We start from the raw sequence: 13,325 nt of genomic DNA, 5'->3' as shown, positions 1-13,325 counted from the left end.
GGCGCTTGTTACCCGACTACCAAAACGTAGATAAGTTTAATGATCAGCGTCACCATTAATAAAGGCAGTACATATTTGGCATACTTTTGCATTTTATCTAGCCCTAAGCGCTGCTGATACTTTTCCAACAGCGGTATCAAGACAACCAATGCGATGACTAAACTCACTAATAATATAACTACGTTCATCTTAGCTCCTCTTTCTAAACAGGTATCTTACAACCAGTATTCACTTCACGCAAAATTCCAGCTATGCTCATAAACACATCTGACCAGTAGAATAACAATGATGAAAACTGCTATCACCGAATTATTTGGCATCGAAAAACCCATTATATTACCCGGCATGAGCTGGATTTCTGTCCCTGAGCTTGTTGCGGCAGTGAGCAATGCTGGTGGCTTAGGTATTTTAGCCACGGGCCCGCTCAGTCAGGACGAGACACGTCAAGCAATACGAAAAATTCGTGAACTCACCGATAAGCCTTTTGGCATTGGTGTGACGTTAATGATGCCAGGCGCCAAAGAAAATGCCAAAGTCGCATTAGAAGAGCAAGTGCCTGTTATCAATTTTTCTTTAGGAAAAGGCGATTGGCTAGTACAAGCAGCTAAAGCCTACGGCGGAAAAGTCATTGCCACAGTGGTGACGCAAAAGCATGCATTGGCAGCACAAAAATCTGGCGTTGATGCGCTATTAGTTACAGGTCATGAAGCCGCAGCCCATGGTGGTGAGGTAACTTCACTGTGTTTAGTGCCGAGCATAGTCGATATCGTCAATATACCTGTAATTGCCGCAGGGGGATTTGCCGATGGTCGAGGACTTATCGCCGCGCTAGCGCTTGGCGCAGAGGGCGTTGCGATGGGCTCTCGTTTTGCAACATCTAAAGAAAGCCCTTTGCATCAACATGTCAAAAATACCGTTGTGGAAAAAGACGTTGAACAGACGATTTATTCCAAAAACTTCGATGGTCTTTATGCTCGAGTAATGAAAACCCCCATGGCTGAAAAGGCAACGCGCCGCCCGATGAACTTTTTCATGGCCATCATAAAATCATTCAAGGCTGCAAAAATGGTCGACATGCCCTTATGGAAGCTACTACTAGGACTGTTATCTCAATTCGATAAAATTAAGATGCTGTCACTCTTTGGTGCCGCCACCGAAAAGCTTGAAGCCGCCACAATCCACGGAGATTTAGACCATGGCGTGCAATTTATTGGTCAATCTCAAGGCTTAATTCGAGAAATCGAATCAGTACAAACCTTAATGGATAACATGATGGCTCAAGCCACTGAGGTGCATTCACGTATCAGCAACAGTACAGCCAAGTAACGGATGTTTGGTATTGATGCGGTAAAAGCGGTATTATTTGCTTAATATCGCTCTGGCCCTAGCTGCGCCATTCAAGTGCTGGCCATAAACTCTGATTTTATAAGTGACTTTCAATGCCTAAACATTATCTTTTCTACATTGAGCAGCCATATAGCTTTGCCATTCTAAGACCCCTCCAAAATGCTATCCGTGCAAACGGTGATGTGGTGAAATGGTTTTTAAAAGGTAAAGATGTAAACTCAAGTTCACTTGCACCAGACGAATCAGAGTTACTGAGCGTAGAGGACGTCAAGGCGTTTAACCCCAGAGCAGTATTTGTACCTGGAAACGTTGTTCCTGACTTTTTTCCAGGCGCCAAAGTGCAAGTATTTCACGGATTGGAATATAAAAAGAAAGGTCACTTTGGGATCCGCGGTTTCTTCGATTTATATTGTACTCACGGCCCAATTACCACCGTGCCATTTAACCAACTTGCACAAAAACATGGTTATTTCTCAGTGATTGAAACTGGCTGGCCAAAACTCGACCCTTATTTTGATTACACCAAGCAAGAGAATGAAAAGCCAGTCATACTGTACGCTCCCACTTTTTCACCTAATCTCACGTCGCTTGAAGCATTACATGCACAAATCAAACAGCTCGCAGAGTCAGGAAAATACAAAGTCCAACTTAAGTTTCATCCTAAGACGAAACAGCAGTGGCAACAGATGTACATAGAACTTGAAACCATCAGCGACTTTGAAATCGCCGGAAATGACAATCTTATTCCACTCATTCAGCAAGCCGATATGGTGATTTCTGATACCTCTAGCGCCGTTGATGAGTCACTATTAATTGGTAAACCGGTTATCACTTTTAATAATCACCAACCTCAAGATGCCTTAATCAATATTACCGACGCAGGCCAATTATCTGTAGCGGTTGAACAAGCACTCAACCTCTCCGACGCACAAAGTGAACGTATTGAGCAATATATTCAGCAAGTGCACCCTTACCGCGATGGTAAAAGCGCCGAGCGCATACTCGCTGCAACAGAGACCGTAATTGCTGCTGGATTAAAGCGTAAACCGCTTAACTTATTGAGGCGTTACAAAATACGTAAATCATTGAATTATATGAAAATAAAATAAACTGGTAACTTTCGGAAATAAAAAAGCTCACTTTACTGTGAGCTTATGCAAGTTAATTTATCACTAACCTTAACACTCACACTGCCAGTATTGGTTACCAGTTTCCGTCAAAGGCGGACGACAACGAATACCTGTCGCACCACCAGCGATGTTTGGTGTTTGCTCTTGAGGCAAGCTTTGTTGTTTATCTAATTGTTTTAATGCTGTTTTTTTAAATTTCAATTTCATCTTATTATCCTTGAGTTAATCTTAATTTATAAATTATGTTGTTTAAGGTTGATAGTCCAACAAGTAGATTCTCCACCTCATCAGGCTAACCTAAAACACTGCTCGACTATACTAACAACGGCACTGACCATAATCCGTACCAGTCAACGTTTCCGTTAAACGGCATGGGATTCTGGTATTTGGCTCAGCACCGCCAGCTACTTGAGGGGTTTGCTGTAAAGGTAGGTTTTGGTTTTTATCTAGTTGCTTCAACGCTGATTTTTTTAATTTTAATTTCATTATCATTTCCTTGAAATAGTCGTTTAGTGATCAAAATTTATCACTAATTCTTAAGCTGCCATGAAAAAATAAAAAATTCAACATTATTAACAATAAAATCAACTTTAAAATTCACTCACCACAAATACAACACTTAACCACATGTTAAATAATAACTTCTATCCAAGCACCTCAAAGAAACGCACCATCAAAAACAAACAAAAAATTAATAAATCTGCAATCTAATGAGATAAGCTTACCTCAACTAGGCATCTTGTTGCTTATCCATAAAATCAGCCATACGCGCGAGTAACTCGGTTTCTGTGAGATCTTCTTTATGCGTGCCAATCGTCCAGACATGACCAAATGGGTCTCGTAGCGTTCCCGCCCTATCACCATAAAACTGATCACAAACGGGCGTGACTTGCTGTGCCCCCAATTCAATTGCCCCCGCAAACACAGTGTCCACATCGTCAACATACAACATCAAGCTAACGGGCGTACCACCTAGCTCACTGGGATCTTTAAAGTGCATATCAGGGCACATATCTGAAAGCATCACATAAGAGTTACCAATCAGCAGCTCCGCATGTGCTATTCCTCCATCTGGTATAGGTAACTGAAGCTTTACGCTCGCGCCAAAAGCAGCTCGGTAAAATTCGATAGCTTTTGCTGCACCAGCCACAATGAGGTAAGGCGTGAGTGAATGATAACCGGAGGGAATTGAAGAAGTCGCCATGATATGGATCCTATAAAGTCCGTTAAATTCCCTCTAAACCTAGCCGATTATTTGAAATATGCGAATTAAAATTGCGATGCTCAGGTTATTGCAGCGATGAGATTTACTCATAACTCGAGTGTTGATTAACGAATTATTTACCTATATGCTAATTTGGTTTTGTTCATAAAACACACAACAACATGTAAGGGATCAGTATGAAACCAACTTCTATATTACGATTGGCTTGGACGAGTGGAGCTCTCATCCTCGCAGGCCAAGCAAACGCCTACGACTGTAGTAATTTAAGCCCTTGGTCTGAACAACAAGTCTACAGACAAGGGGATATCACACAGTCCCAAAACCAAGCATATGAAGCAAAGTGGTATAGTCAGAACGACAATCCAGCAGGCCACTCCGGTCCTTATGATGTCTGGCGGTCATTGGGGACTTGTGCAACGGGGTCAGGTCAAGCGCCGAGTGTCGTACTCACCAGCCCAAATAATGGCGCTGTGCTGGGCGAAAATGACAGCGCTGTTTTTTCCGCTAATGCCAATGATGTCGATGGTGACCTGGCTTATGTCGAATTCTTAGTAAATGGGCAAGTTATCGCTACGGACACTACCGCGCCATTTCAAACCACTTGGAACGCAGTACTTGGCGAATACGATATCAGTGCAATTGCCACCGATGCCCAAGGGCTAACCGGAAGTTCGCAATCAGCACGGATCACAGTAAAACCGGGCGGAGGAAATTTACCACCGAACGTATCCATTGTAGCGCCAGCCAGCGGTCAGCAGTTCTATCAAGGCGATATGGTAGGGGTCAGCATCACAGCTGAAGATAGCGACGGTACTATTGCGAGAGTGGAAATTAGCGTGAACAATCAGCTTGTCGCGAACCTAACAACCTCTCCTTTTGAGTTCCAATTCCAAGCGGAGCAAGTTGGCGTGAACCAACTAAATGTAAAAGCGATGGACAATCAAGGCTTGGTAAGTGAGGCAAACCTTGCCATCGATGTGCTAACAAAAGTGGGAGGTGGCTGCCTAGGCCTTAGAGCATACAGCGCTGGACAAAATTACCAGACTGGTGAACTGGTCGCTCATAATAATCATAAATATCGCTGTGATATTGCAGGTTGGTGTAGCTCAAACGCGCAATGGGCATACGAGCCAGGTGCAGGCCAGTATTGGACCGATGCATGGAGCGATTTAGGGATCTGCGCAATCGTGCCAACCGTAACGTTCGAACGCCCGTCCAATAACGGTACTGTTTTGGTCAATACGCCCACCACTATCTCTGTCAGAGCTCAAGATACAGACGGCAGTATTGCTACGCTGTCACTCTATGCCGACAACACACTCCTCGCCACAGCCAATCAGGAAACACTTAGTCACAGCTGGACACCGACAGCCCTCAATCCTGTGAGCTTAAAAGCCATTGCCGTCGATAACGAAAGTAATCAAAGCGAGCAAACAATTACAGTGAATGTGACAGATAAACCGATTGCCGTTGATTTACTTGCCCCCACTAGCGGCAGCCAAATTACCTTGGGTAATTCCACTCAATTGATTGCACAAGCATCCTCTTTTGTTGGACAAATCACTCAAGTACAGTTTTATGCTGATGGCGTGTTACTCAATACAGACACAACGCCACCCTACGAATATAGTTATGCACCGGCCTCAATCGGCACAAAAACACTTTATGCCACGGCCACCAACGACAATAATGATCTAGTGTCCAGTAGCGGCGTGACTGTTCAAGTCATCGACAAACCCATCGGTAAAAAGCACAAACTGATTGGCTATTGGCATAACTTTGTCAATCCAGCTGGTTGCCCTATTCCACTTGATCAGATGTCTACTGCTTGGGACATCATAGATATTGCCTTTGCTGAAAATGATAGAAACTCGAATGGCACAGTGCACTTCACACCATTTGAAAAAGACATTCGCTCTAACTGCCCGCCTATCGATCCGGTAAAATTCAAATCCGACATGCAGGCACTACAAGCGCAAGGTAAAGTTTTTGTGCTAAGCCTTGGTGGTGCAGAAGGCACAATTACCCTCAATACGGATGCCGATGAAGCGGCATTTGTCAGTAGCCTCACCGATATTATTCAACAATGGGGATTTGACGGGCTCGATATCGACTTAGAGAGTGGCTCGAACCTTGTGCATGGCTCTCAGATCCAAGCTCGGCTGCCAAGAGCATTAAAGCAAATTGAACAAAATATTGGTGGTAATATGGTACTTACCATGGCCCCTGAACATCCCTATGTACATGGTGGCATGATTGCCTATTCAGGTATTTGGGGCGCTTATATTCCACTTATAAACGAGCTACGCGATACATTAGATTTACTTCACGTACAGCTATACAACAATGGCGGCCTACCTAACCCATACGAACCGGGAAGCGCCCCTGAGGGCTCAGTGAACATGATGGTTGCCCATGCAAAAATGTTGATTGAGGGATTTGATCTTGCTGATGGCACCCGCTTTGCACCACTTAGGGATGACCAAGTAGCCATCGGTCTACCTTCTGGTCCACAGTCGGCAAATTCAGGTCAAGCGCCTATCGGCAATATCATCAATGCCTTAGATTGTTTAACCAAAGGTACAGGATGTGGCACTATCCAACCAAGCAAGACTTATCCGAACTTTGGTGGCGTGATGACATGGTCGATTAACTGGGACAAATACGATGGCTATAACTTCTCTCAACCCATTGGTGATAAATTAACGCAGATGAATCAGGGGAATTAATACCAACTGCTCAGGGTGAGATGCCCTGATTGTGTGATTTTTTATACCAGCTATTTTAAGTATTGGAGTATTACTTCAATTGGTATTATTCCTCGAACAGGACTGATACTAAGCCACATAAATATCACTATTGTTTATGAACACAAGGAAGTGTTCATTTTCAAGCTGGCTTTTACAACAGTCCACTCAGCCCGGCAGGCTGGCAAAATGTAGAAATGCCAATCAAGCACAGCTCTTGAAATTTGCAAACTAGCCTGTCATCTTAAGCTAATTCAATACCGACTTTTTACGGTACTCTGTAGGCGTGCAACCCACTCGCTGCTTAAAAATATTATAGAAACAAGATTTAGAGTTAAACCCTGATTCATAAGCTATTGTTGTAACTTGTTGGGCTGGTGATCGCAGTAATAAACGCTTTGACTCTTCTACCCTAAGGTTGTTCATATAATCATAAAAGTTTGAATGATAGATCAGGTTTATCGCTTGAGACACTTCGTGGGTAGTCATCACACACGCATTGGCTAACTCGTTAAGCGTTAAACCGTTGCGCAGATACAATTTCTGCTTCTTAACTTCGCTATCTATTTTAGTAAACACCTTCTCAATGCCCTTTAACGCCTCCTTTTCTACCGTCACTTGAGTATCTAAAGGGGCAATTGCAGAAGGAGCAATAAAATCAACTTTGGTGCTTAGTAACAGAGCAAAAATAAACAACAGCCAATGTGTATCAAGCCAAAAGAGCTGAGGCATAAATGGCGATGTACAGACTAAAATCGCCATCGCCGTAATTAAGTAGAGCCACCACTTAAACCAGCTAACATCATGACGTTGCACGTTTGAGAAGTGTGCCTTAATAGAGTCGAGATATTCCTTCAATAGTGCAAACGTAAACATGAGATATGGCAATAAGCTTCCCAAAAAAAGTAAACTAAAAAAAGTGAGAAACAACCTATTTTGCTGTAATTCTGGATATATCTTTTGAGCGCAAATACTCAGTATGAAAAACATCATAATCGGACTTAAGTGCAGTAGCACTTTACTCCAACTAAAACGTTTACATAGTGCCGATGCATATAAATAGGTCAAAGGCCCGAGTACTAGGTTTAGGCTGGTAATAAGTAACGCCCAATAACCCTGACCTTCCGTCAAAAGTCTGTTTTGAACAAAAAACTCATCCGCCAACAAAGTAGCCAAAACAACAAACAGTCCAATCAGGTGACCCGAGGTATGCTCATCATCAAGCTGAGCATACCTCAATCGCATTAGTCGCACAGCAAGTAGTATGTATAAAATACTGGCAATAAATAGCGGCAAGGTCTTCCAATCTATCAATTTACTTCCTTATTCACTAACCAACGCTTGAGCACCGCTTCTTCCGATTTATAAAGGATCATCACGCCGTAAACAAACAGCGGAAAACACACAATGATAGCAGGAACGGTGGCAATAAAAGAGGCAGCTTCAGCCTTCGTAGGATCATGACCCATAAAGCTAAACCAATTAATGAGTATATGTATAACAATAAGCGGAATTAAGCTTCTAGTTCTTAGGTAACATGCCGCAAACCCCATACCAATAAAGGTCGCATAAATAACCTGTCCAATTATTACACCAATTGAATCCGGTTTTTCAAACACGTTCACCAAATGAACTATACCAAACGAAAGCGCAGAGAAGAATGCAGCTTTCAACACTGGACGCCGAGCGCCACCACTGACATAACAGCAAAGTAATATGTACACTACAATACCTCGGCATAACACCTCTTCTAAAATTCCAGTGAAAAGGGTTGAGATACTACCAATAGCAATTTCCGAAAACGAATGCGGGTACCACTGAGAAATATTGATTGATACGTATGCCAGTGGCAATACAAAAAGATACCAGTATTGTTTGGCATCTACGGTTAACCAATATATTTTTTCCCAGACTTTTAAGTATCTAGCAATCAAAATGACAAACACTACACCGAGTAAATTCTCAGTAAAGTTACGCCAATGTGGAGATCCACTAAACCATCCTGCTAACTCCCACCCTAGTCGCTGTACTAAAATAGCTCCAAGATATGCTAGAAAGACCTGAATATAAATTGCTCGCTGCGAAAAATTGAAACGCATTCTGTTACTCCTTTATAAACTTGAGCAATGAATCTACCGCACTAGCTCAGTTTATACGTCCTGCTAGTTAATTGGAGTAAATATAAAAAAGTAACTTTCTATTTCAATTAGTTAAAAGAGCTTTAACTCATACATTTTCTCCGCCTATGCACTCGTTACTTTGCTTTTTGAGCACAGTTATCTTTAAATGCTGGCGCTAAAGAAGGTTCACTCTCGTTATTCAACGCCTTATCAGATCCCCCCAGCAACAAGCTGAAAACCTGAATAAAAATGTACTAGGTAGAATCTAAGCCAAACACCAAAGATTGCTTGGAAATAAACTATTTGTCCCCTACTATTATAGCGTTACACGCAAATCCATAATGAGTCCCAAGGTCGATATGAAATCTTTTCCATCGCTTTATTTAACAAATCTATTCTTAGTCGGTGGGACAGGCCTGCTGACTACTTACTTAGCGCTTTATTTAGGCCAGCACGGCGTCAGTACGTTTTGGATTGGCTTGCTTACCTCGTTTTATTACTTGGGTTTGTTGTTCGGTGCCAAACTAGGCTATCACCTGATCAAATCAGTTGGACATATTCGCGCGTTTGCGGCAAGCACAGCGGCAGTGACTGCCTGCGTAGCAATACATGGGGTGAGTGACAATATCTATCTTTGGCTTGGACTACGACTTGTGGTGGGTCTTGGCATGATGTGTAACTTTATGGTGCTCGAAAGCTGGCTAAATGAACAAGCAGCGCCTGAGCAGCGGGGACGAGTATTTTCTTTTTACATGCTCACCTCCTACCTCGGTATGGTAACAGGGCAATTTGCGCTTTCTAATTTTCCTGAGCTTGGCTATGCGCCGCTGTTTTTAATTGTTGTTGCCTTATCCTTTGGAATTATCCCTATTTCAACGACGAGGCGGATCCACCCTAAGCCACTTAAGCCTATTCAAGTAAGTCTGTTTACCTACTTCAAAAAAGTGCCTCAGTCTCTCACGGCGGTCTGTTTTGCCGGAGTGATTAATGGTAGTTTTTATGGCCTTGCCCCGACTTTTGCCAGCCAGTCAGGATTTAATGCCGAAGAAATTGCTATGTATATGTCGGTAACGATTTTTGCAGGTTTGCTTGCGCAGTGGCCAATGGGCATTATCTCTGACCGAGTTCGCAGAAGTATCTTACTGCGCAGTAACGCTGTTTTTATCGGTTTGATTTCTCTTTGTATATTTTTGCTTCCACTGAGTCCAAGCTACAGTCTCTGGCTGACTTTTGGTTTTGGGTTATTCGCATTTACTATGTATCCACTTTCTTCGGCACTAGCAAACTCCCGCGTTGATGATGAAGACCGTGTTGGCGTTTCTTCTGCACTGTTGGTGGCATTTGGGGGAGGTGCCTGTGTTGGCTCGGCCGCTATTGCACAGATCATGTCCCATTTTGGTCATCAAGCCCTATATGCTTCGTTAAGCGCACTAACCGTTGTCATGTTCTTACTGCTCCACTTTATCAACGCCAGACAAAAAGCTGAGCAACCAGAGCCTAGCGACTATGTTGCTGCGACTTCTGATATTACCAGCTCACCGCTCGCAGCCACCATGGACCCGCGTATCGAAGAAAAAACAGCACACGAACAGCTGCTTGTCGTTGACGAAGACACGCCTCGCGATAACGACGATGAACTCGACGACAATGAGCAAAATAGTGAGCCAACCGAGGAGCTGGACGAAATAACTAACAAACCTCAGCCATAGTCTGACTGATAAACGCTCGTAACCAACGAAGTGCAGGATATTGATGCTGTACTTCGTGCCACACCATAGCGACGTCAAAAGCACAGTCAGGTATCGGATTTTCAACGAGGGTAAAATCTGCTTCGAGTTTTGATGCCTGACGAGCCGGAATCAGTGCAACCAACTCGGTATTTCTCACCAGTTCCGGCACCAATAAAAATGAGGGCACTGACGTCATCACCTGCCTCGATACACCATATTGCTGCAAGATTGAATCAACGAATGTTGAGGTGCTATTTCCTTCAAAAGACACCACAATATGCTCAAGCTTTACATAATCTGCTATTGTCATTTCTGACGTTAGCTGTGGATGGTGTTTTCTGCCAATCAAGACATACTTCTCTTGATATAAGGTTTTAAATCTTAACGAATCAGGCCCACATTCCGGCGACATTAATGCCAAATCGAGTTCTGAGTGTTGTAGCTGGGCTGCAAGTGTTGCTATTGTTAAGTGGCAAAGCACGACCTTGATATTGGGCGCAGCTATTTTTAAACGCCGTATCACCTCTGTCATCACCACCAGCTGTAAATAGTCGGTACATGCCACTTTAAAGGTTAAATTGGCCGTTTCAGGGATAAAGTCTTGATGCTCTACTAACACGTTACTTACAAGCTTCATCGCAGCGCGAAGTTCCGGCAGCAAAGCAAGCGCTTTGGCAGTTGGTAGCATGCCTTTATGAATAGGGACTAATAACTGATCATCAAATAGCCCGCGCAGCCGACTTAGCTGAGTGCTTACTGCTGGCTGGCTGAGGTTCAGCCTATCTGCCGCTTTGGTCACATTGCACTCTTCCAGTAGCACCACCAAAGTCTGAAGCAGGTTTAAGTCCACCTTTTTGCTATCCATTTAATTTATACCTAGGGTAAAAATATTCAATTTCATTTATAGCAAGATTACAGAGATAGTAACAACTCCTATTCGTTACAGAGCACTTATCATGACCAAATCCGCACTAGTGGTATCGGCACATCCAGAGCCGATTTCCTTAACCCAGACACTCGCCAAAACAAGTGTCGAAACCTTAACGCGCATGGGCTTGCAAGTTCAAACTTCAGATCTATACCAAATGGACTGGAAGGCTGTGGTTGACGCAACCGACTTCCCGCAAGATGACTCTCAAGCACCACTTGCGATTATTGCAGCGTCTGGCAAGGCATATCACTCAAACACCCTAACCGAAGACGTTATTCAAGAGCAGCAAAAATTGCTGGCTGCCGACTTGGTTATTTTTCATTTTCCGCTTTGGTGGTACAGCGTGCCTGCCATACTTAAAGGCTGGTTCGATAGAGTCTATGCCTATGGCTTTGCTTACGGTTATCAAAATAAAGGGAACCAATTGCGCTACTGCGAGGGAGTTTTACAGGGAAAACGAGCGTTAATTTGTGTAACCACAGGTGGTGGATACGAGGATTACTCTCCTTTAGGGATAAACGGCACAATGGACGAATTACTATTTCCGATCACGCACGGGACTTTGTTTTTCCCAGGTATGGACGTTCTACAAAACCATGTTATTTTCGACGCAAAAGGCGAGCCTAATCAACGTATAGCTGATGAAATCGCTAATTGGTCAGAGCGCTTAGCACACGTATTTAGTGAACAGCCAATCCCCTATCGAAAGCAAAATAGTGGCGATTACATCAACGGCCAAGTACTAAAAGCCGAAGTCGCCATGGGAAAAGCGGGTATTGCTGCACATATTGCTTAATCAAGGTGTTATCAGCTATGTTTATAGGATGTAGCTGATGATTGATGAGTATTGTGATTTGCAAAACACTTGGATTGCCTTTTGTGGCGTTATGCTGCTCACGGCTTGTACCATAGCCAATAGCTGTGAGCTTGCTGTGCTTGATGGTAGTGTCGTGCTCAATTCCTCAAAGATACAGCCTAAATGTCGTTTTAAACAAGATCAAACCGGCCAATTGTCTGCTGTGGCTAAGTTCACCTCAGTGCTAACTCATCAAACGCCAAATTCTAAAATAAAGCCGCTATCACAGGAGCAAGCTCAGCAATCATGCAACATCGACACTACACTGGGCAGTTTGACTTGTACATTTAATGGTAAAAGCGACCACTTCACGCTGACTAACACCGTTAAACAGGGGAAAATCGCATCAACAAACTGGCAAGATGATGAATATGTTTACCTTGGCTGGATGACCAACACTGAGGTATTAATGGGCTATATTGCGTTTGGCGCGCTTAACAAGCACAGCGCTCCCTTTTTCATTCCCACCTCCCAGTTTTGCCAATATGGTCTAAGCTCGCATATTATCGACCTTGGTAAGGGCGACTTATTGTGCCAAAACCACGAGGGGCTTTGGTCTCATAGCCGTTTACTGCCCCTACCACAGCCCTGCCAACAACCACAACAAATGATCCAAGATAAAGGTGGGATTTGGGCGCTGGAGTTTATCGAAAGTAGCTATCAATGGCGGATCTGCAGATACAACGATAACGCAGGTAGCCTATTAGCCGCATACGAATACAGTATAGATTTAAAGGCAACGCTGGCTCGGTATGACTTACAGCCCAGTGATTACACCCAACTTACTTTTTTATCCAATGGCGATACTAACGCTATCGCGAATTCGGTGGAAATAGATAACGTCTTTCCTGTCAGTGATATTACGCCAGAGCTTGACCCACAGACGATAGAGCTGCCTATTCAGCAGCTACAATACAAACTGACTAAGCTAGATTAGGCCCTAATTGCCACTTACTCTTGTGCTTCACGTAGCACTTGCGTTTGACCATTTTGCTTTCTAAATTGATTTGGCGTGGTTCCCGTAGCGATTTTAAATGCTCTAGTAAATGGTCCAACCGACGCAAAACCACTTTCCAGTCCAACGACAAGTACTGGCCAATGCTGTTTAGCGGGGTCTTGTAACAGCACTTTGGCATGTTCAACCCGCAACTCATTGACCAATTGGCTGAAATTTCGCGCTTGCAGGTTTTGTCGTATCACTCGGCTTATCTTGTATTCAGGTTCATTAAATTGCTGAGC

13 protein-coding genes and 1 pseudogene are annotated in these 13,325 nt (G+C 43.5%); 6 read left to right on the top strand and 8 right to left on the bottom strand.

Annotated features, from left to right (window positions below; translation table 11 throughout):
- Window positions 1-8 precede the first annotated feature (8 nt).
- Window positions 9-188: a hypothetical protein gene (locus ABMY45_RS03295; protein WP_010370747.1), complete on the bottom strand. Its 180-nt coding sequence runs from the start codon at window positions 186-188 to the stop codon at window positions 9-11.
- 91 nt (window positions 189-279) lie between these two features.
- Between ABMY45_RS03295 and ABMY45_RS03290 the strand changes: the two genes are divergently transcribed.
- Window positions 280-1,326, top strand: coding sequence for a nitronate monooxygenase (locus ABMY45_RS03290; RefSeq protein ID WP_349288400.1), 1,047 nt, complete (start codon window positions 280-282; stop codon window positions 1,324-1,326).
- Between the two features lie 113 nt (window positions 1,327-1,439).
- Window positions 1,440-2,456 (top strand): UDP-N-acetylglucosamine 2-epimerase, encoded by a 1,017-nt coding sequence (locus ABMY45_RS03285; protein WP_174170754.1) that lies wholly within the window; start codon window positions 1,440-1,442, stop codon window positions 2,454-2,456.
- A gap of 69 nt (window positions 2,457-2,525) precedes the next feature.
- Here ABMY45_RS03285 and ABMY45_RS03280 read toward each other — a convergent pair whose 3' ends face one another.
- From ABMY45_RS03280 to ABMY45_RS03270, 3 genes are all read right to left on the bottom strand, one after another.
- Window positions 2,526-2,684 (bottom strand): hypothetical protein, encoded by a 159-nt coding sequence (locus ABMY45_RS03280; RefSeq protein ID WP_167310207.1) that lies wholly within the window; start codon window positions 2,682-2,684, stop codon window positions 2,526-2,528.
- A 111-nt stretch (window positions 2,685-2,795) separates the two neighbouring features.
- Entirely contained in the window at window positions 2,796-2,963 is a 168-nt protein-coding gene (locus ABMY45_RS03275; RefSeq protein ID WP_017217813.1) for a hypothetical protein, read from the bottom strand.
- Window positions 2,964-3,207: 244 nt separating this feature from the next.
- Complete coding sequence (locus ABMY45_RS03270; RefSeq protein WP_010607842.1) at window positions 3,208-3,681, bottom strand: VOC family protein; 474 nt, start codon at window positions 3,679-3,681, stop codon at window positions 3,208-3,210.
- Between the two features lie 197 nt (window positions 3,682-3,878).
- Here ABMY45_RS03270 and ABMY45_RS03265 point away from each other — a divergent pair, with 197 nt between their 5' ends.
- The gene (locus tag ABMY45_RS03265; protein ID WP_206472625.1) at window positions 3,879-6,431 is read left to right on the top strand and encodes an Ig-like domain-containing protein; all 2,553 of its coding nucleotides are present in this window, start codon (window positions 3,879-3,881) and stop codon (window positions 6,429-6,431) included.
- 267 nt (window positions 6,432-6,698) lie between these two features.
- Here the strand turns inward: ABMY45_RS03265 and ABMY45_RS03260 are convergent, their stop codons facing one another.
- Window positions 6,699-7,763: a helix-turn-helix domain-containing protein gene (locus tag ABMY45_RS03260; protein ID WP_174170755.1), complete on the bottom strand. Its 1,065-nt coding sequence runs from the start codon at window positions 7,761-7,763 to the stop codon at window positions 6,699-6,701.
- Window positions 7,760-8,548, bottom strand: a complete 789-nt coding sequence (locus ABMY45_RS03255; protein WP_102056341.1) for a CPBP family intramembrane glutamic endopeptidase — start codon at window positions 8,546-8,548, stop codon at window positions 7,760-7,762. Before ABMY45_RS03255 ends, ABMY45_RS03260 begins: the two co-directional genes overlap by 4 nt.
- A gap of 380 nt (window positions 8,549-8,928) precedes the next feature.
- Between ABMY45_RS03255 and ABMY45_RS03250 the strand changes: the two genes are divergently transcribed.
- Window positions 8,929-10,278 carry an MFS transporter gene (locus ABMY45_RS03250; RefSeq protein WP_174170756.1) on the top strand — a complete coding sequence of 450 codons (1,350 nt, stop codon included), beginning with the start codon at window positions 8,929-8,931 and terminating at the stop codon, window positions 10,276-10,278.
- Here the strand turns inward: ABMY45_RS03250 and ABMY45_RS03245 are convergent.
- Window positions 10,259-11,164, bottom strand: a complete 906-nt coding sequence (locus ABMY45_RS03245; protein WP_174170757.1) for a LysR family transcriptional regulator — start codon at window positions 11,162-11,164, stop codon at window positions 10,259-10,261. The genes ABMY45_RS03250 and ABMY45_RS03245 overlap by 20 nt on opposite strands.
- A 91-nt stretch (window positions 11,165-11,255) precedes the next feature.
- Here ABMY45_RS03245 and ABMY45_RS03240 point away from each other — a divergent pair, with 91 nt between their 5' ends.
- Together ABMY45_RS03240 and ABMY45_RS03235 are read left to right on the top strand one after the other, a co-directional pair.
- Entirely contained in the window at window positions 11,256-12,026 is a 771-nt protein-coding gene (locus ABMY45_RS03240; protein ID WP_349288384.1) for an NAD(P)H-dependent oxidoreductase, read from the top strand.
- Window positions 12,027-12,063: 37 nt separating this feature from the next.
- The gene (locus ABMY45_RS03235) at window positions 12,064-13,023 is read left to right on the top strand and encodes a hypothetical protein (protein ID WP_211868233.1); all 960 of its coding nucleotides are present in this window, start codon (window positions 12,064-12,066) and stop codon (window positions 13,021-13,023) included.
- Window positions 13,024-13,037: 14 nt separating this feature from the next.
- Here the strand turns inward: ABMY45_RS03235 and ABMY45_RS03230 are convergent.
- Window positions 13,038-13,316: pseudogene (locus ABMY45_RS03230) on the bottom strand (helix-turn-helix domain-containing protein); the annotation flags it as partial.
- Window positions 13,317-13,325: the final 9 nt, after the last annotated feature.

The sequence above is a fragment of the Pseudoalteromonas sp. XMcav11-Q genome (assembly GCF_040104525.1).
Classification (GTDB): domain Bacteria; phylum Pseudomonadota; class Gammaproteobacteria; order Enterobacterales; family Alteromonadaceae; genus Pseudoalteromonas.
This window is presented reverse-complemented; position numbering and strand designations above follow the sequence as displayed.

Bases quoted from the DNA above. Each gene is read 5' to 3' on its own strand.
- ABMY45_RS03245 (WP_174170757.1), bottom strand. From the start codon at position 11,164: ATGGATAGCAAAAAGGTGGACTTAAACCTGCTTCAGACTTTGGTGGTG.
- ABMY45_RS03270 (WP_010607842.1), bottom strand. From the start codon at position 3,681: ATGGCGACTTCTTCAATTCCCTCCGGTTATCATTCACTCACGCCTTAC.
- ABMY45_RS03280 (WP_167310207.1), bottom strand. From the start codon at position 2,684: ATGAAATTGAAATTTAAAAAAACAGCATTAAAACAATTAGATAAACAA.
- ABMY45_RS03255 (WP_102056341.1), bottom strand. From the start codon at position 8,548: ATGCGTTTCAATTTTTCGCAGCGAGCAATTTATATTCAGGTCTTTCTA.
- ABMY45_RS03250 (WP_174170756.1), top strand. From the start codon at position 8,929: ATGAAATCTTTTCCATCGCTTTATTTAACAAATCTATTCTTAGTCGGT.
- ABMY45_RS03285 (WP_174170754.1), top strand. From the start codon at position 1,440: ATGCCTAAACATTATCTTTTCTACATTGAGCAGCCATATAGCTTTGCC.
- ABMY45_RS03235 (WP_211868233.1), top strand. From the start codon at position 12,064: ATGATTGATGAGTATTGTGATTTGCAAAACACTTGGATTGCCTTTTGT.
- ABMY45_RS03265 (WP_206472625.1), top strand. From the start codon at position 3,879: ATGAAACCAACTTCTATATTACGATTGGCTTGGACGAGTGGAGCTCTC.
- ABMY45_RS03240 (WP_349288384.1), top strand. From the start codon at position 11,256: ATGACCAAATCCGCACTAGTGGTATCGGCACATCCAGAGCCGATTTCC.
- ABMY45_RS03275 (WP_017217813.1), bottom strand. From the start codon at position 2,963: ATGAAATTAAAATTAAAAAAATCAGCGTTGAAGCAACTAGATAAAAAC.
- ABMY45_RS03295 (WP_010370747.1), bottom strand. From the start codon at position 188: ATGAACGTAGTTATATTATTAGTGAGTTTAGTCATCGCATTGGTTGTC.